General features: G+C 42.3%; 13 protein-coding genes, 1 tRNA gene and 2 pseudogenes. 5 read left to right on the top strand and 11 right to left on the bottom strand.

All coding sequences use genetic code 11. The features are described from left to right. Positions 1–288 precede the first annotated feature (288 nt). Positions 289–921, bottom strand: a complete 633-nt coding sequence (locus ACN6OV_RS11825; RefSeq protein WP_427953180.1) for a hypothetical protein — start codon at positions 919–921, stop codon at positions 289–291. Between the two features lie 113 nt (positions 922–1034). Between ACN6OV_RS11825 and ACN6OV_RS11820 the strand changes: the two genes are divergently transcribed. Next, positions 1035–2045 carry an AraC family transcriptional regulator ligand-binding domain-containing protein gene (locus ACN6OV_RS11820; protein ID WP_427953178.1) on the top strand — a complete coding sequence of 337 codons (1011 nt, stop codon included), beginning with the start codon at positions 1035–1037 and terminating at the stop codon, positions 2043–2045. 158 nt (positions 2046–2203) lie between these two features. After that, positions 2204–2890: pseudogene (gene aqpZ, locus ACN6OV_RS11815) on the top strand (aquaporin Z). A 93-nt stretch (positions 2891–2983) separates the two neighbouring features. On the opposite strand, the gene ACN6OV_RS11810 reads toward aqpZ, so the two are convergent. Next, a complete protein-coding gene (locus tag ACN6OV_RS11810; protein ID WP_427953176.1) occupies positions 2984–3232 on the bottom strand; it encodes a hypothetical protein in 249 nt (82 codons plus the stop codon). 117 nt (positions 3233–3349) lie between these two features. Then, positions 3350–4444 carry a DNA/RNA non-specific endonuclease gene (locus tag ACN6OV_RS11805; RefSeq protein ID WP_427953174.1) on the bottom strand — a complete coding sequence of 365 codons (1095 nt, stop codon included), beginning with the start codon at positions 4442–4444 and terminating at the stop codon, positions 3350–3352. Positions 4445–4707: 263 nt separating this feature from the next. On the opposite strand from ACN6OV_RS11805, the gene ACN6OV_RS11800 reads away from it, so the two are divergent. Then, a complete protein-coding gene (locus ACN6OV_RS11800) occupies positions 4708–5415 on the top strand; it encodes a hypothetical protein (RefSeq protein WP_427953172.1) in 708 nt (235 codons plus the stop codon). Between the two features lie 153 nt (positions 5416–5568). On the opposite strand, the gene ACN6OV_RS11795 is transcribed toward ACN6OV_RS11800, so the two are convergent. Next, positions 5569–7449 carry a potassium transporter Kup gene (locus ACN6OV_RS11795; RefSeq protein WP_427953170.1) on the bottom strand — a complete coding sequence of 627 codons (1881 nt, stop codon included), beginning with the start codon at positions 7447–7449 and terminating at the stop codon, positions 5569–5571. A 123-nt stretch (positions 7450–7572) separates the two neighbouring features. On the opposite strand from ACN6OV_RS11795, the gene ACN6OV_RS11790 reads away from it, so the two are divergent. Together ACN6OV_RS11790 and ACN6OV_RS11785 are read left to right on the top strand one after the other, a co-directional pair. Beyond that, positions 7573–7663: transfer RNA gene (locus ACN6OV_RS11790), tRNA-Ser, on the top strand. A 178-nt stretch (positions 7664–7841) separates the two neighbouring features. After that, on the top strand, positions 7842–9038 hold the full coding sequence (locus tag ACN6OV_RS11785) for a tyrosine-type recombinase/integrase (RefSeq protein WP_004964802.1): 1197 nt from the start codon (positions 7842–7844) through the stop codon (positions 9036–9038). A 208-nt stretch (positions 9039–9246) separates the two neighbouring features. On the opposite strand, the gene ACN6OV_RS11780 is transcribed toward ACN6OV_RS11785, so the two are convergent. The 7 genes and pseudogenes from ACN6OV_RS11780 to ACN6OV_RS11750 form a co-directional block, all read right to left on the bottom strand. After that, positions 9247–11118, bottom strand: coding sequence for a DUF262 domain-containing protein (locus ACN6OV_RS11780; protein WP_149932902.1), 1872 nt, complete (start codon positions 11116–11118; stop codon positions 9247–9249). A 27-nt stretch (positions 11119–11145) separates the two neighbouring features. Next, positions 11146–14394: a type I restriction endonuclease subunit R gene (locus tag ACN6OV_RS11775; protein WP_427953182.1), complete on the bottom strand. Its 3249-nt coding sequence runs from the start codon at positions 14392–14394 to the stop codon at positions 11146–11148. Further along, positions 14391–15440, bottom strand: coding sequence for a PDDEXK nuclease domain-containing protein (locus ACN6OV_RS11770; protein ID WP_427953167.1), 1050 nt, complete (start codon positions 15438–15440; stop codon positions 14391–14393). Before ACN6OV_RS11770 ends, ACN6OV_RS11775 begins: the two co-directional genes overlap by 4 nt. Further along, entirely contained in the window at positions 15437–16747 is a 1311-nt protein-coding gene (locus ACN6OV_RS11765; protein WP_427953164.1) for a restriction endonuclease subunit S, read from the bottom strand. The genes ACN6OV_RS11770 and ACN6OV_RS11765 overlap by 4 nt, the downstream gene beginning before the upstream one ends. Further along, the gene (locus ACN6OV_RS11760; RefSeq protein WP_427953162.1) at positions 16747–19032 is read right to left on the bottom strand and encodes a type I restriction-modification system subunit M; all 2286 of its coding nucleotides are present in this window, start codon (positions 19030–19032) and stop codon (positions 16747–16749) included. Before ACN6OV_RS11760 ends, ACN6OV_RS11765 begins: the two co-directional genes overlap by 1 nt. A gap of 265 nt (positions 19033–19297) precedes the next feature. Beyond that, positions 19298–19528: a helix-turn-helix transcriptional regulator gene (locus tag ACN6OV_RS11755; RefSeq protein ID WP_005180632.1), complete on the bottom strand. Its 231-nt coding sequence runs from the start codon at positions 19526–19528 to the stop codon at positions 19298–19300. A gap of 79 nt (positions 19529–19607) precedes the next feature. After that, a pseudogene (locus ACN6OV_RS11750) lies at positions 19608–19711 on the bottom strand (hydrolase or metal-binding protein); the annotation flags it as partial.

The raw sequence follows: 19711 nt of genomic DNA, 5'->3' as shown, positions 1-19711 counted from the left end.
AAGTGTTGGTTCGCACTTATATTTTAACGATTTGGGCTCAGGTTTTTTATTTAAATTAAACTATGGGACAGCAGTGGCCTCAAGGACTCCCTATAAACCAAGAAATACAGCGCTTGGTATTCATGAATATATACATTGCAACTTCATCATCTAACTTGTCGTGTACAAGTCTTTTGACGCTTTAATATAAGCATTTCAGCAACGAATTGATTGACAGTAGATCCACAATTTATTGACGAATTGCGACAGCATCATGAATAGCTTTTATCGATAGCATCAGCTCAGCCATTACACGGTTTCTGTTTCAACCTCAGGCTCAGCGATCAACTTCGCTCGCTCAGCAACCCATTTAGCAGGGAAAAATCGATTGACCACCTGCGACAATGATTTTGAAATAGGTGCAGGCAGTGCGATGCCTAATGGATTCTGTTCTTGTAAATCAGCCGAAGAAATCACCCGCGTCCCTAAAATATAGTCAAACCAAGGCTTGGTCACACACCAATTGGCATCTTGATTGGCATTCATATGATGGTCATAATGCCATGGAATTTTCTTCATTGCCCATTCTGGCTCAAGATGCGCTCGGCGATGGATATAATAGTAATTGCCCGCAGAATACAGTACTGACAGGCTCATGCCTTTTGAAATCGGGTAAAATAACGGTGCAAATACTCCTGCAACCACAGCCAAAGAGATGATTTCATTCTTGGTGCGCCAGTTTTTGATCCCTTCGACATAACCATGATCGTTAAAATCGGTTTTACGTACTTCACGATGATGTTCCCAATGGGACTTCATACTATCCGGTACAGGGCTATATCTTGGCTGACCCGGACGATGTGTCCCATGCAAAAGATATTTATGGGCGACCCATTCAAATGCATTGGCGACCACAAGGCCTGCGACAAAACCTTTCCACATAAGCGATATCTCCTTTTCTTACTTCAAACTATAAAGAACGAAAAAGTCTAGATATTGACCTTCTTTTTGCATATCATTGACAAAACACGACAAAACTTAAGAATTAAAACAAGATGCAACAGCTCAAGGACTACACCAGCTCAGTCTATGGCGGGCTCGGACATTTGCTCTATGCCTACCATCAAGCCCAAGGTTTAACCATATCGGATAAACTGCATAAAGTTCAAAACTTAGAACGTTTTGACTATGCAGTATGGCGTGATCTATTGATGGATCTAGACCAACGATTACAAAAGCCCGCACTCGGTTTAGAAATTGCGGAATATGTGCAGCCCAAACATATCGGGATTATTGCCTATATCGCCCTGTCGTGTGAAAACCTCGGTGAAGCCTTACTGCGCTATCATGATTTTCATCGCTTAATTTTTGATGGTAGCCCCTTGCTAATCGAAATGCAGGAGGATTTTTTTTCTATTGGCTGGCATGACTTGCCCATGAATATGGCCAATCAACTAACAGATGAAATTGCGATTGCCCTAATGCTGCAATTTTTAAAACTCTTTATGCGCTTTGAAGACATCCATTTACATGAGGTACATTTCAATCATCCTGCACCTAAAAATATTGCCCAATATGAGCACTATTTCCACTGTAAAGTCCGATTTTCACAAGCAAAATCCAAAGTGATTGTGCCTATTCAGGAGTTATCACGCCCCTTTTCTCAAGGTGATCAAACTTTACAAAAGTTATTGATGCAACAGGCGCAGTCATTTCTCGATAAACTACCCAATACCACACAAATAGACCAACGCTTACAACAGGCAATTTTGATGGGCTTACAAAAAAATCAATTTCAAATTGAACATATTGCGACCCAACTCAATTTTTCTATCCGCCAGTTACAACGCCATTTACAACAACAAGGCACGACCTATCAACAACGTATGCAAGAAGTACGCTGTATGATGGCAGAAGAGTTTTTAAGAGATCCACATTTAAGCCTACAAGAAATCGCGCTGTTACTGGGATATTCAGAACAAAGTGCGTTTCAACGTGCCTTTAAACAATGGCGCAACCTGACCCCACAACAATGGCGTCAGCTACAGCTCGAAACCATAAAATGAATGATTTTCAGATTACGGCTTTTGATTTGTCATCAAATCAGTTTAATCTATAGTCAATTTCATGAGATGAATCACCTATAAGATTCACCTGATTATTGAATACAACATGATTTAAATCATGCCATTAATACACAATAAAAAAACAACTGGAGTCAAACATGAATAAATATTTAGCAGAATTAATCGGTACGTTTTGGCTCGTTTTTGGTGGATGTGGTAGTGCGGTCTTTGCCGCTGCATTCCCTGAACTCGGTATTGGTTTTGCTGGTGTCGCCCTGGCTTTCGGTTTAACCGTACTGACAGGTGCTTATGCACTCGGTCATATCTCTGGAGGGCATTTTAACCCTGCGGTAAGCGTTGGTTTATGAGCGGGTGGCCGCTTTGAAGGCAAAGAACTAGCGCCCTACATTATTTCACAGCTTATCGGTGCGACCTTAGCCGCGTTCATTTTGTATATCATTATACAAGGTCAAGCTGGCTTTAGTGGTGTCGGTGGCTTTGCGACCAACGGTTATGGTGACTTGTCTCCGGGTAAATACTCGATGATCTCGGCATTGATCATCGAAGTAGTGCTGACAGCCATGTTCCTGATCGTGATTATGGGCGCGACAGATAAACGTGCACCTGCGGGCTTTGCGCCGATTGCAATTGGTTTATCACTCACCTTAATTCACTTGATCAGTATTCCAGTGACCAATACCTCGGTGAACCCTGCACGAAGTACAGGGGTGGCATTCTTTGCAGAAACTGCGGCTCTCTCTCAAGTTTGGTTGTTCTGGCTTGCTCCGATGATTGGTGCAGTAATTGGCGCGTTGATTTACCGAATTACGGCAAAAGAATCTTAAAGCCCTGCCCCGACCGATAAAACAGCTCACATCATGTGAGCTTTTTTATTCTTAGATTCTAAATAGAATATTTTTCAATTAATTTCGACCTGATTATAAAAAAGGATTTTCGACTTCATGATCATCATTGTCCTGACAAATCTGTACAGGTAAATCGACTTCCGCCTCTAAAGTTTGAACCACATCGTTTAAAAATGCCTGTAACGCTTTTGCGGCAGCCAATCCGGCTTGATCTTTGGTGATCTGTAGATTTCCATATAAATTGATGCGCTCTTCACCATTTTCCAAAGTCAAATCATGAATCGCATGTGATTCAGTGCCATTTTGATAGGGTTTAAACATCGATTTTTCCTTTCTTGTTATATCGTTTTGCGTCTATAGAAATACGTGAAAAAACATTATGCTGCAAGATATGCAGCGACGATCATCACGTATTTCGACCTAGATTGATCAACGCTATTATTTCAAAATTTGTAATAAATACTTCAAAATTTCTTCAATTAATTGCATCACAATCGTATCTTGCGTTGCACTATTTGTGCTTGATCCCGAGTTAGTATCACTTGCCGAGCTGCCGCCAGCGCTGGATTTAAACTGCTTTTGTAAGGCACTAATCTGCGCTTGCCCAACATCTGCCGCACATTGGCTTTCTGCATCCCAATGCAAATAGGCAATCTGCATATTTTGTTTTACTTCGGTTGCTTTTAAGGGCAAACGATAGGTATTGCGTTTTTGGTCTTCAGTGAGTTCTGGGAAAATATTAATGCCAGTTAATTCTTCTAAAGCACAAATGCTCATCACCTTCACGGTTGGTGCAGTATTACGTAAAGTATTATCGGCATAGTAAACGCCAGCGACACCTTTTTTAGGCAAATAAAGCGCTTTATAGGTTGCGGTTGGTACAATTACGCCATTGCCGATGGTTTTGAGTTTTTTAGCACTATACACCGGGCCTGTAACCACATAAACGTCTTGCTTCTGCTTGGTTACAAGTGCACGTGTCGCTTCCTCTAGTTCGCGCCAAACTTGTTGGTTATTTTTTGGAGCTTGCGGCACCATATTGGCTAAAGAGAAACTATCAAACTGTGCAGCTTTGTTCGGCATATCTGCGTTCGGTGCCATATGACCGCGGTCATAACCTGTTGATTTATAGTCTGAAAGCGATGCGCGATATTCAGCAGGAATTCGTGTTTCTTCATGAAAACTGTCTTCACGCGGAATTTTCTGGCTTAAACGTGCGGGTGTCAGTACCTCAGCCACCCAAAGTGGAGTTTTCGACACTCCTGAATACATCACATTAAAGCCATTAAAGCACAGTGGGAAACTATGTTTACTCAGGCTCTCACGAACTAAATACGGTGGCACTTCGCGGTAAAATTGGTCAAGGCAGCCACTGTTTGATTTACTCGACATCGACACCAGTTGCTGAATTTTCTCTTGCCCGAAAGCAATCGCAAAACTCCCTGTTGCCACCAAGCCCAGCAGCACTTTAATGCCGTTCTGACCCAATAACTGAGATAATAGATTTGACGAATTGCGTTTCTTTTTTGCCATGACTTACAACATTTATTTCTAAAAGGACGATTTTTCCGCAGCTTAACAAGGGCAGAGATTTTAGTACACTTTTCTTTTTAATTTTGCTTAACAAACACACATATATTGCCTAACAAAACAGCAGTTGTTGTAACAATATGTCGCAATTGTACCAACCTTTATCAGCAATCCTGAAACAATTTTGCAGCTTTGATTGAATTCAATAAAAGACTTATGACAAGGTAAAAATACGAAATTGGTGATCAAAATATATTGGAGTTGTTATGCATTCTAAAATTTTAGGATTAGGTTTGATTTCAGGATTGATGAGTGCAGCGGCATTCGCAGAGCCGTCCATTCAACCCGGAGACACGTTAGAAAGCCTGTCTAAAGTCAAAATTGTGACCACCGTCAATGGTCAGCCCGGCTCAATCCAAGATCTCGTTTCAAGCGGTCAGGTACAGTTGGTGGAAGAAGCTAATCCTGAAAATGCAGCATCTACTGAACAGCCCTTAAATCCAACTCAAGTTCAACCGGCACAGATTGACTCGAATGCACCTGCGATCGCACAACCTCAAGCAGAACAAGCCGTTGCTGAAGCTGAAAACGCCTTGCCAACAGAACAACAAAACTTAGCCGCTGCACCACAAGCAGTCGTTGAACCCATACAAGCAGCACCAGAAAATACAATCATGACGCAAGAACCAGACAGCAACTCAGCACCAGTGATTGCTTCTTCTGCTGAAACGCCAGTAAATGCCGATGAGCAAGCTGTGACAGCACTCCCTGAAAATGCACAGCCACAACAAGATGCATTTATGGCTACACCTGAAGCACCGAATGCGGCCATGACTGATGCACCGATGCAAGTAAATCCTGAAGCACCTGTAGCGGATGATGTGATTCAAGCAGCACCTGAGGCACCAGTAACAGATGATGCAATCCAAGCCGCGCCTGAAGCTCCTATAGAAAGCGATGTGACCATCAATTAATAATTCAGTTTCAGTATTGAATAGAGAAAATTTTCCTTACCTTCTTGCTCGCACGTTCCTGCCCAAAGTTATTAAATGAAGATCAATACTGAAAATTGAACCATAAAAAAGCCAGAATGAATCTGGCTTTTCTGTTTCAGTACACTGAATAATTTAAATTTCGATCTGACTACCCAGCTCAACCACACGGTTGGTTGGAATCTGATAGAAATCACTGACTGGACTGGTATTTCGCTGCAAGGAAATAAATAGTTTTTCACGCCATGGCGACATGCCCTCACCCAAGGTATGAATGATCCGATCCCGGGAAATAAAGAAGCTGATTTGCATCAAGTCAAATTCAAAGCCCAACTCACTGTAGGCCTGTGCTAAAGCGACAGGAATATTGGGTTGATCTTTAAATCCATAGAACATCGTGACACGATAGAAACGATCATCTAGTTTCTCTACTTCGACCCGCTCATTTGCCGGAACAAAAGGCACATCCCGTGTATTGACCGTCACCAGGATATTGCGTTCATGCAATACTTTATTGTGCTTAATATTATGCAACATGGCATGCGGTACAATATCAGGTGTCCCCGTAAGGAAAATCGCATCACCCGGAACAAACTTGGTATCTTCACCCATACTGATACTTTTGATAAACAGATCAAGCGGTAACGCATCTTTACTTAGTCGATTGATGACCAGTGCACGGCCATCTTTCCACGTCATTAAAATGGTGAATAGCACCGCACCAATCAAGATTGGCACCCAACCGCCGGCAACAATTTTTAAAGAGGTTGACGCCACAAAAATGAGGTCAATCAATAAAAATGGTATGGCAAACAGTGCAACTTTCCACACAGGCCAACGCCAGAAACCATAAGCCAATACAGAAATCAAAATGGTACCGCATAGCATGGTCATGGTCACGGCCACACCATAGGCACTCGCCAGATTTTCACTATTTTCAAATAATAAAATCAAAATCAGGACAGAAATAAATAACGCCCAGTTAATAAATGGCAAATAAATCTGACCACGTTCAACTTCCGAGGTATGTTTCACGGTTAATCTTGGCAAATAACGTAACTGAATGGCCTGATTCACCATCGAGAACACGCCGGTAATCACTGCTTGAGAAGCAATGACCGCCGCCGCTGTTGCAAGACCAATCATGGGATACAGCGCCCATTCTGGAATCAACATATAGAACGGGTTTGCTAAAGCTTCGGGGTTACGCAGCAGTAAAGCACCTTGCCCTGCATAATTGAGCAGTAAACACGGCATAACTACACCGAACCACGCTAGGCGAATCGGTAAACGTCCAAAATGCCCCATGTCTGCATATAAGGCTTCACCGCCTGTCATGGTCAGGATCACAGCACCCATGGTCAGAAAAGCCACATAAGGCTGATGCACTACAAAATTAAAGGCCCAGTGTGGACTAATCATGGTCAGGACAAATGGGGTTTGTGAAATACTCCACAAGCCAAAAGCCCCGATAGAAAGAAACCACGTGAGCGTTAATGGACCAAAGAATTTACCCATCGTCCCCGTACCATGGCGCTGTACCAGAAACAATCCAGCCAAGATACCAATCGACAACGGCATTAACCATTGGTTAAACACCGGGGTGGCAATACTTAAGCCTTCAATTGCAGAAAGGACCGAAATTGCCGGTGTGATGATACCGTCACCAAAAAATAATGAAGCTCCGATGAATCCCAGTGCAATCAGATAGATTTTCTTATTTTCAGCAATTCGCGTCGTTCGTAAATTTAAGGCCAAGAGCGACATAATACCGCCCTCACCATTGTTATCTGCGCGCATGATAATGGTGACGTATTTAAAACTGATCGTCAGCATAATGCACCAGAAAATCAGGGACAAAATGCCCAACACCGTAGCCTCAGTGATGGCCAAATGTGCCGTAAGGAAACACTGGCGCAGTGCATACAGTGGACTGGTCCCAATATCTCCGAATACTACGCCCAAAGCGGCCAATGTAATGGCGGGCAATGCGGCTTTTTGTGCAGTACTTTGCATATTATTGTCTTCAATTTAGACAGGATTTTGTCGAATCATAGCATCGGTCAAGAAGTTTTTCTCTAAATCAATTGTTTCACTTGGCAGAATAATTTTTTTTCGCTATCATCCAACGCGCAAAATGGTGAAGTGTCCGAGTGGCTGAAGGAGCACGCCTGGAAAGTGTGTATACGTTTATAGCGTATCGAGGGTTCGAATCCCTCTTTCACCGCCAAATTTAACTCTTATGAAGTCCCATAAGGTCTAAAAAAGCTTAAATCTAAAGGGTTTAAGCTTTTTTTACGTCTTATACAATCTACTTGATCTATTGCAAGCTTGATGCAATTGGGGGTATAACTAGGGGTATAATATTATACCCCTAGTTATACCCCCAATTCTGCGGAATTATTGCCATGCTTACAGATGCAAAAGTACGAAAGCTTAAACCCCTAGAAAAAAAAGCTCGTTATTCCGATGAGAAAGGTATGTACTTAGAAGTCACACCATCGGGCGGTATGTATTGGCGAATGAAGTTCCGCTTTAACGGTAAAGAAAATATTTTCAGCATCGGTACCTATCCTGAAACCTCACTGGCTCAAGCAAGAAGAATTCGAGACGAAGCTCGGTTAAAGTTAAAAGATGGGATTAATCCCAACGAAGCGAAGAAGCAAAAGAAACAACAAGCTGCTGAAAATACGCTTTTCAAAGCACTTGCTATGGAATGGATGGAAGACCGTAAAGCTGTTATTAAAGAAAATACCTATTTACGTGATTTATCCGTATTTGAAAAAGACCTTTTCCCAGATTTAGGCAATATGCCTATTGATCAAATCAAAGGTAAAGATGTGCTTGCCTGTGCCAAAAAAATCGAAGAACGTGGCGCACAGGAAATGGCTAAACGCTCCATACCTTTAGCAGGTCGTATTTTCCGTTTTGCGATTCGTAAGGGTCTCATCGAGAATGATCCGACACCTCATCTTCATGAGGCTTTAAAACCTCGTAAAGTGAAGCATATGGCACGTTTGGATATTTCTGAGTTCCCACCCTTCCTTGAGCGAATGGACCGCTATCATGGCAATCCAATGATTAAAACAGCCATTCAACTAATGACGCTAACTTTTGTACGCACAGCTGAACTCAGAATGATGGAGTGGAATGAGATTGATTTTGATAATCATTTATGGCGAATACCTGCTGAGAAAATGAAAATGGCTCAGCCTCACATTGTTCCATTATCCAAACAGGCAATTGAACTCATTGAAGGATTACGGCCTCTCACCGGCAATAAGCAGTACGTTTTCTATAACCATAGCACGGCAAAGCCCATGAGTAGCAATGCACTCCTCTGTGTGATCCGTACGATGGGCTACAACGGTAAAATGACTGGTCATGGATTCCGTGGACTTGCATCAACGACACTTCATGAGCAGGGCTATATGCATGATGCAATTGAAATTCAGTTAGCACATCGAGTCGGTAATGCCGTATCTCAAGCTTATAACCATGCTCAACACTTAGAATATCGAATCAAGATGATGCAAGAATGGTCTGATTTTATTGATAGTTTGAGAAATAAAATTGTGCCTTTTCCGAAGCAAAAGATAGGGTAAATAGTCTATGCAATAGGCTAAATTTTGGGCTATTTTGCAACGATGATATTTTTCTCTTCAAAACTTCTAAAAGTTTCTATGGTAGGCTTTTTATTCCAGTAGCCACCGAAGTGGCTACTGGAATAAAGTTAAATATCATTTTGATAAATAATTAAACAATATATTGAATATGTAGAATGATCTAAGATTACCTTGACTTACAGTTTCCTTATAATACAGCTGTAATAACTTGATCTATGTTTGTACGTTGCTCATTTTCATCAGCAAATTTATATTGGTCTATTCTTTGCCCATTAATTGTCCAAGCCAAAAGAGCTAAATTCAATAAAACTTGCTGACGCTGTAGAATCTGCTCCTTTTTCCATTCAGTAAAAGCATATTTATAATCATGGATAAATTGATTCGTTGAGGTATTTTTACCAATACTAAACTCATTATCTAGCATTTTACTTAGTACTAATGCTGAATTTTTATACTCAGATTGCTTTTGTTTAAACCAATCTGCACTTAGGTCATTAAAATTATTAACTGCCTGATTAATCTGACTTTCTAATAATGTCACATTACCTAACATATAAACTTGGCCACTATATTCTAAATAGTCAGCCCCATACTCTTCAGGAATTACATCAGCCTTAGGTGTCTGAGGTAAAATATGTTCAACTTGCAGACTTTGGATAAATCCATGATCCTTCAGTGGCATATTACAAAGCTCAGCCGCTTTATTTTCCAATGTACCTAGAATATAACGCAGACGATAAAGCGGATTAAAAGCATCATGACGTTTCGTTAAGAAGGTTTGTTTAAATTCTGCCGCCTTTTTAGTTATATATTTTGCAATAGTTTTTTCAACAGCAACTTTTACCTGTTCAATGGTTTTTAAGCCACGGAAATATTGCACCCATATACTAAAATTGTTCTCGTTATATTTTGCCTGTATACCTAATGTATTACTCACAAAAAACAAAGTTTCTAATTGTTTTGCAAGATAGTTGATCACTTCATCTTCACAATTAACATCTAAGGCCAATAACAGTAATAAGTGCTGTCTGGACATATATTTATTAATGTAGCCTATATTAACTACAGCAGGGTAAGCTTGATGATGATCAGCTAAACTTGTCGCATTAACTAATTTTGAATAGCGTTCTGAAGCACTCAATAATGCATTTACAAATTCGATTGGTTTATTTTTATAGTTAATTAATGGCTCACCCTCAGAAATGATCCATTTATAAATATCTTCCTCACGTAGAATTCCATTATTACAGTAACGTGCCATTAAGAAATATCGTAGGAAGCGTAATGGGTTCTCCCCTTCCTTACATGCATGAATATTTCCAACAACCATTTTCCATTTAGATTTGATATCAGGAAAATCTTTTTCATTAGCTTCACTAAAAATAAGATTTTTAACCAAATCCATAGCATCCAGGCTTGCCCCACGCTGATTACTGGTTTCAAATATTTTCAATGCGCCATGAAGGTCCGCAGAAACAATAAAAACCAGGACAATTTTATTAAAGAAGAAAGTAATAAAGTCAACCAGATGCTCTTGTCCTTCATTCTTCAAACTTGCAATATATTCATACATCGCATCATAGGCAGCCTGCATTTTTTGAATAGATGGCGTAACTTTACCTTTGTATTCTTTTTTATGAATAAGATAGCCTAAATAATTTTGGCTTTCTTCGTATTGCAACTCTACACGGTTTTGATGGGATGCCGTTTTCATATTGAAAGTCGACAACCATGATTTAATCGCGTTATAAAAGTTTTCAGCAGATTCAGTACGGGTAATACTTTCTAAAAAATCTTTTAATGCACAGAGAGTTAGTACAATTGTAGTAAGACGTTGCTGACCATCTATGACATCATAGTTATCCTGTTTTTTAACAATAATTACTGACCCTAGATAGTAGCTCGAATCATTATTTGAAGTTTCAAAAGCATTATCTATATCTGTGATGAATTGTTTTACTTGATCATTAGCTTTCCATACATATTCCCTTTGATAATCAGGAACAATAAAGAATTGATTAATATCTGAAATACTTTTTACTTGAGCATCAATTTGCATTTTATTTCCCCCTCTCCCTCTCTAAAATTATCGACTGCTCAACATATCAAAGATCACCCGTGCAAAGATGCTGGCCTTCGCCGGATCAGACAACAACTGCATCATCTGTTCCTGATGTGCCGCACTACTGCCAAGAATGGCATCATCCATCGCTTTCGGGAAATCACCCAGCATGGCCTGTTCACGGGTATTGTTGGCGATCTGCTTCATCACAATCTCATTTTCCGCCAGCTTGTCACGTACCGTATAGGCATAGTTCAGCATGTCTTTATCGGTTAGGTTATCAGTGATAAAGACATCATTCAGACGCTCAATGATCTGTGACAGGAACTCTTCTTTCTTATCGCGTGGCTTGGCCGCTCCTAGGTCATTGCCCGGTTCCAGCTTGAAATCTTCGGCGTCTTCTTTGAGCTTGATGTCCTGCTGACGAATCTTGGACAAGCGGTAATGGCTCATGCTGACATTACTTAAGTCCACCTCATCATCTTTCGTTGCGGTTTCACGCAGCAATGGACGCAGGTTACGCGCATACAGGCTGAGCTTTTCCAGTTCTTTGTCATCGTAGTCCACGATCTGTGACATAAACTCGTAGAAACGAGTAAAACTGCCCAAGTCCTTTTTAAAGATTTCCAGCTTGTCTTTTTCCAGCTTGGCCTCTTTAAAGGCATTGTCGGCATTAGCAATCAGCACCGCATCATTGGTTTTCTTGCAGCGTTCCAGCATATCTCGGGTGGTGTTATAGGCTTCGATGGCCTGACTATAACGTTTCTGCCAACGTTCAACCGCAGGCTTGCAAATGTTACTGATCGCGGCATTGGATTTGTTCTTGGTAAAGAACGCATCGACAAACTGTTCAACTTCCGTCCACAGAAAAATCTTGGTAGCTTTCAGCTTTTCAAACAGGTCAAAGATCTGATCCGGATTCGATACATCAGCCAGTTCTGCGGTTTGATAGTAAGGCTGGAAGGCCCCAAGAATGTCTTCAGGATCGTTAAAGAAGTCCAAGACAAAGGTGCCAGATTCCGCTTTGCCCGGATAGGTACGGTTCAAGCGTGACAGGGTTTGTACGCACTCAACACCACCCAGCTTTTTGTCTACGTACATGGCACACAGTTTCGGTTGGTCAAAGCCAGTCTGGAACTTGTTGGCTACCAGCATCACCTGATAATCATCACTGTCAAAGGCCTTGCGCATTTCCCGACCTTTTAGCCCCGGGTTCATGTTGCGTTCATTAAAGGTCTGCCCGACTAAACCACTGCTGTCGGTATCCTTGTCATTAAACTCAACCTCACCCGAGAATGCGACTATAGCCTGAATGGACTTATAGCCCTGATCCGTCACGTATTTATCAAAAGCGAGCTTGTAACGCACCGCTTCTTTACGTGAACTGGTCACCACCATGGCTTTAGCCTGCCCACCCAATAAGCCCATCACGTTATTTTTGAAATGCTCGACAATGACTTTCACTTTCTGGGAAATGTTGTGGTCATGCAGGCGTACCCATTGATTCAGCCTGATCTTGGCTTTTTTGGCATCGACCTGTTTGTCAGCTTGTTCAATTTTCTGTTTTAGCTTATACACCACTTTATAGTTGGTATAGTTTTTCAGCACATCCAGAATAAAGCCCTCTTCAATGGCTTGGCGCATGGAGTAAACATGGAAGGCTTCCGGCTTGTTTTGCTTGGATGGCGGTAGCTCAGGATTGGGTACACGGCCAAACAGTTGCAGGGTTTTGTCTTTCGGTGTCGCGGTAAAGGCATAGTAGCTGAGGTTATTACTGCCCTTACGTGCAGCCACCACCGCATCCAGAATATCTTCCGAAGACAGTTCAGCATCCTCTTCGCGCTCTTCCAGCATCAACACTTCTTTCAGTTGTCGTGCCGTAGAGCCGCTTTGTGAAGAATGCGCTTCATCGGCAATCACCGCATAACGTCGCTGTTTCAGATTGGTACTGTTTTCAATCGCACGCAGCACAAAGGGGAAAGTCTGAATGGTCACAATGATAATCGGCTGTGAGGTTTCCAGTGCTTTGGCCAGTTTTTCCGATTTGGAGCCATCGCCTTCTTTGTTATTGATGCGTCCGACCACGCCATCGGCATGTTCAAACTGGTAGATGGTGTCCTGTAGCTGGGCATCCAGAATGGTACGGTCAGTGACCACAATCACCGAATCAAACAGTTTCTGATTGTGTTGATCGTACAGGGTCGACAGCTGATGTGCTGTCCAGGCAATCGAGTTGGACTTACCTGAACCTGCACTGTGCTGAATCAGATATTTCTGTCCAGTGCCCTCCTCTAAGGCGGCATTGATCAGTTTGGTGACCACATTCCACTGGTGGTAACGCGGGAAGATCAGCAGTTCTTTTTTGTACTTGCGTCCTTCCCAGTCTTCTTTTTCTTCAATTTGCAGATGGACAAAACGCCCAATGATATTCAGCAAATTGTCCGGGGTGAGAACTTCATTCCACAGATAGGCGGTGGCGTACAGATTCTGGTCTTCTGGCACATCATTGCCTGCGCCACCGTCATGTGTGCCTTTATTGAATGGCAGGAAGAAAGTATCTTCTCCGGCCAGCTGGGTGGCCATATAGACTTCGTATTGACTCACGGCAAAGTGTACCAATGCGCCACGCTTAAACATCAGCAAGGGTTCAGGCTTGTTGGTTTCTGGATCTTTCGGCAAGCGGGTGCGTTTGTACTGCAACATGGCATTCTGCACCGCCTGCTTAAACTCGGACTTGAGTTCCAGTGTCGCCACCGGAAAGCCGTTGATAAACAGGACTAGATCAATACGCCATTTCTTGGCCTGTTTGCCCATGTTCTGTAACTCGGCAGCCGTGGCATACGGGCTATACACCAACTCCGGCACAATGCGGCAGATGTTCTTTTTGTAATTGGCTAGAGTATCGGGATTGAGCGCATGTTCCGGTTTAAACTGACAGAGGAAAAAGCGTGCGCTACGGGTTTTCACGCCATGACGCAGCACACCTAAAGTGCCATAGGTACGGGATTGTTCATCAGTGGCATTGATGTCGGCTTTCTTCAGCTGGGCAACCACAGCTTCTAGAAAATGCCGTTCGGTATCCTGCGGAAATATGCGCTGAAACTTCTGCCAGTCTTGTGCTTGGGTCTGTTGCACAAAATCCAGTACGTCCTGCTCATACAAGGCGGTTTCACGGTTGTAGCCTTGTGGCGTACCAAGTTGCCAGCCTTGAGCCAGCATCTGTTGAATAATATCGTTCTGGAAAATGCTTTCGCGGGTGGCATCCATGTTTATGATTCTCCATCGGCAAGCAAGCGTTGTTTAGCACGTTCCATAGCAAGTTGTAAGCGTTGTTCCAGGATTTCTTTGGGTGGCAAAACCGTCATGTATTCAGCCACATGAATATCCGAGCTTTCCAAGTCCAGCAATTCAATTTGCTCATGTTTTTTAGAAGTACAGAAAATAATGCCCAGCGGTGGGTTTTCACCTTCTTCCTGTTCGTATTTAGCCAGCCAGCGTAAATACAGTTCCATCTGGCTTTTATGCGAATGCCGGAATTTTTCAGTTTTCAGGTCAATCGCGACCAGTCGTTTGAGTTTGCGGTTATAAAACAACAGGTCAATGTAGAAATCATCTTCATCAATCTGAATACGCTTCTGGCGGGCAATAAAGGTAAAGCCTGAACCAAGCTCTAAAAGAAACTGCTCAATATCGCGCAAAATGGCATCTTCTAAATCCTTTTCCAGATAGCGGTCATTCAGATCGAGAAAGTCCAGAATATAAGGATCTTTGAGCAAGAGCTGCTGATGTACAACCCCTTGTTCCTTGAGCTGTTGCAATTCATGCAGAATGGTTTCGTCCGGTTTTTTGGAAATGGCGGAACGTTCAAACAGCATTGAACCGATGCGTTCATCCAGCGTTCGTGTAGACCAGCGTTCCTGCACGGCCATGCTGAGATAAAACTCTCGTTTGATGTGGTCATCTATATACATCAGGGTTTTAAGATGCGTCCAGCTTAATTGTCCACGCACTGCATGGACAATGTTGATATCATCAAAAACTTCGGCAAATTTAACATAGTAGTTGAGCTGTGACTTTCCCCAGCCTCGGCCTAATTGCGCTGTCAGGGCGTTGGATAAATTGCCAATGATGTGTTGCCCATATTCTGCCCGTTCGCCTTTGAGGATTTCCTGTCGGATACGTTGTCCCACGTGCCAATACAGCAAGGTCAGTTCGGCATTGACGGCTACGGCTGCACGCTGTTTGGCGGCATGGATAAGTAAAACAATCTCTTGGGTCAGTTGTGGCAAAGCTAAGCTCGTTAATGAATGCTCACTCATGCGCTGAACTCCGTCTGTGCCTCAGCAATCGTTGGCGCTTGCCAGTTGCGAACGTCGATTTTTCCGGTGACTACGGCTGAAATGAGAGCTGTTCGGCGTTCTTGCATAAGCTGAATTGCGGATTCAGCTTTCACTATCAAAAAATCAATTTTATTTATAGATTCAATAGCTTGATCTGTTTGTTTCACTTGTTGTTCAAAATACAATTTTCTTATAGGAAAGCTAATGATTTGATCTGTACTAATGTGAGGAACACTCACCCCTGTAAGGTCAGATTCAATAAATGATTTGAATTCTTTACTTCCAAGAATCAACTTAATATAAGGTTGATAAAAACCTCTTAGTGCCCGTACTCTTGCAACCCGCTGAACTAAATAACTAGGTAAATCATATTCCTGTATTTCAGCTACTCTTGCTCCAGTTGAAATCCAAGGTCTATCCATTCCAAAAACTAGATCACCTTTTTTTAATATGTATCGTTCAAGTCCTTCAGTATCCGATTTACTCCACCATACACATTCGTCCCACTTAATATTGCCTACGCCAACATTAATACCTCTTAACAAGGCAACTCCATCATTAGAGTCTGTTTTAAAACCTGTACTTGAAAAAGAATATCCTGCCAAAATTTCAACAGCATATTTTAATTTAATACTTGCTTCACCTTCTTTAACATTCACCAAATAACTAATCACTGCCTGACGTTTTTCTTTCAGCAGTTCAATCAGTTTTTGTTGTTTTTCAATCAGATGATTGATTTTAGTGGTTTCGTGGTCGAGGAAGTTGGCAATCGTATTTTGCTCAACCTTACTAAACAAAGGTAAAGTTATATTCCCGAATTGCTCATAGGAAATTGATTTACCATCTCTCAAACTATCAGTTGTTGATTGTAATGCAGCAATAAAAGGTGCACTTTTAAAGAGATATTTAAAGTATCTGTAATCAATATTCTTTTTTGAACTTAGCACAGTGTAAGCGGGTGAAACACAACCTTCATAATTGCTATGTTCAATTCCCCCTTCAAAACTACGTAGACTAATTACAAAATTATTTTTTTCAACATGTCGAAAGGATTCCGTTCCCTTTAAGGCCAGCATTACCTTTGAGTCATTTAATTGCATCATCAAATTTTGAGGAATAACACCATATTTTTGACTGGCTGCTAACTGCTCATCAGAAGAAAGAGCTTGCTTTCTAACAGAAGAGAATATTCTTTTACCATCAAAGTAATCCCAATGACTCGGAATCTCCCCCAACCATTCAACCCCTGAATCCTTATATTCCGCATAAGCCTGATACTTTGCCATTATGAATGCACCTCTTGCAGCAGCTGCATAATCTCGGCACTCACTGCATCCAGATCGGCATCAATCTCGGCTAGGTCACGTGGTGGCTGGTACACGTAGAAATGACGGTTAAACGGAATCTCATAACCGACTATGCCAATCTCGCCATCTTTCTCATCGCGCTTGTCAGCATTAATCCACGCATCCGCTACGTGCGGCTGTACTTCACGTTTAAAATACTCTTCAATCAGCTCTGTGGTGGTGACTTTTGGATTCAGCGCAATATTCTCCGCATCACGCAAGTCGCCATCCTGCACAAACTCGACCACTTTGCCCTGGTAGCTGAACTGGCCATACAGCGGGTTTTCTGCCTGTTTCAGCACCTTGTTAATCACCGGTTCCGCTTCCGGATTCTTCCAGGTGATGGCATCTAACAGTTGTTTCTTCTCTTTGGCATCCAGCTTGATGTCGGCCTGCTTGAGGGCTTTTTTCAGCACTTCATCAAACTGGTTAAAGTCATCAAACTGCTCAGTACCAATCACCTCTTGTAAAGCCTCGGCTTTTTCCATCAGGGCTTTCTGGAATAGCCAGATTTTGCTGTCCAGTACCTCTTTAATGTCTTTTTCTTTTAGCTCAGGGAACTCGGCTTTAATCAGGGCACGTACCTCAAGGGCAACGTCCTGCAACTGACCGTAAGTTTCTGCTGTCCACGCTGTACCAAAGGCTGTGCCCAATTGCGCATCAATACTTTGCATCACGGCATTAAACGGTTTTGGCGCAAAACGTAATGCAGCAATCGCGCTATCCGTGATCTGTGCCGATAAACGTAATGGACGTTCAATGGTCACGCGACGGTAACCAAATTCATGACTGTCAAAGATTTTGCTGGCGAATGGTTTTTGCTGTTCGGTTTCGCCATCCTGCGCCAAGGTGTCTACCGCCACAAAGTCACCGTAATTTTGGGTAATGGTGGCAATTTCAGCTTCAGTCAGATAGTTACGCTTTGAACCAAGCGACTTACGCATTTTGGTACTGAGGTTTGAGGCATTGATCAGTTGTACCTTACCTTTGCGTTCAGCGGCTTTTTTATTGCTGAGTACCCAGATATAGGTGGCAATCCCGGTGTTGTAGAACATGTCGTTCGGTAAGGCAATAATGGCTTCCAGCAAGTCGGCTTCTAAAATATAGCGACGGATCTCACTTTCGCCACTGCCTGCACTACCAGTAAACAATGGTGAACCATTTAGGATAATCCCGATGCGGCTACCGCTCTCGGTACTGCTGGCATCACGCATCTTGCTGATCAAGTGCATCAGGAATAATAATGAACCATCCGATACCCGTGGCAAGCCTGCACCAAAACGTCCATCAAAGCCTTTTTGCTCGTGCTCATCCTTGATGTCCTGTTCGATTTTTTTCCAGTCCACACCAAAGGGTGGATTCGACAGCATGTAGTCAAACTTATCGACCGAGAGTTGATCATTCGACAGCGTGTTGCCGAGTTTAATCCGGCTCACGTCCTGGCCTTTAATCAGCATGTCGGCTTTACAGATGGCGTAGGATTCCGGATTGAGTTCCTGACCAAAGGCACGCATTACGGCATTCGGGTTCAGCTCATGCAGATATTCCATGCCTGAAGACAGGAAGCCACCCGTCCCGGCTGTCGGGTCGTAAATGGTACGGATAATGCCGTCTTTAGTCAGGACGTCATCATCTTCCATAAACACCAGTGCCGTGGTCAGACGCACAATGTCACGCGGGGTAAAGTGTTCCCCTGCGGTTTCATTCGAGCCTTCGGCAAAACGACGGATCAGTTCTTCAAACACCAAGCCCATGTCATGGTTGGATACGTTCTTTGGACTCAGATCCGTGGTAGCAAACTTTTGCACGACTTTATACAAAAGGTTGGCATCATCGAGTAAGCCTGCAAATTCGATGAAGTTAAAGTATTCAAATATCTCGCGGGCATCTTTAGAGAAACTTTGCACATAAGTGCTTAAGTTGGCCTTGATATCACTCTGCCCCATTTTACTGAGATCCATTGGGGAGGTGTTAAAGAAGGCTAGACCGTTGGTGGCACGCAGCAATAACTTTTCTTGAGCTTCTTCTGGCAGATTCAGCTTGGAGACTTTTTCATATTCTGCCAGTACCGCAGCCTTGCTTTCTTCCAGTACACATTCCAAACGACGTAACAAGGTAAATGGCAGAATGATGCGACCGTATTGCGATTGTTTGAAGTCACCACGCAGCAGGTCGGCAACCGACCAGATGAAAGAAGCGATTTGAGAAAAGTTATTGTTGGTCATAGTGTTCTGAAAAATCCTGGTTCTTATTTGACGCAGTAGCATCAACTGAAAACTTGCTTACCTTTATCTTACTGAAATTTTGTTGAACTTTTGGAAAAAAATAGTGATTAATCACTGAATTGATTTCACTCAGCGACAGAAAATGTCGTTTAAAGCATCTTTTGATTGTAGTAGTGAATGGCTTGATTCATTTTATTCTTTAGATTTTTAACATTTCCATAGTTTACTGAAAACCAAAAAATAAGGGAGCCGAAGCTCCCCACTTTTATTCACGATTTTCCAGCTTATCTTCAATCCATTGATTTATTTCCCAAGCTGACCAGCCAATACGAGATTCACTTAGTCGCACAGGCTTTGGAAAAGTAGAATCGTAGTATTTTGATTTCTCATTGATCATTTCATAGATTTTAGCTCGACTGATACTTGTAAATTGAACTACCTCTTTAATATTAATGATTTGATTCATCGGGAAAGTTTGACCTACAAAGGCATTCATGATGTCTACTCCTATCTCATGATTTCGAGCAAATCGCTCATGAGATACGGCAATCCCGTAAGGTTTTACCCTGTACGATTTAATTTAAAGCCGTCACTGATCCTTTCAATCCCTGCTGAATATTAAATTCAGGCTGCGTTTCCTCAATCTGCTGGCCTTCAACAGGCTGATAAAACTCCTCAA

The sequence above is a fragment of the Acinetobacter sp. genome, assembly GCF_050285345.1.
Lineage (GTDB): Bacteria > Pseudomonadota > Gammaproteobacteria > Pseudomonadales > Moraxellaceae > Acinetobacter.
The sequence above is the reverse complement of the archived record's forward strand: the minus strand, read 5'-3'. Positions and strand labels throughout refer to the sequence as shown.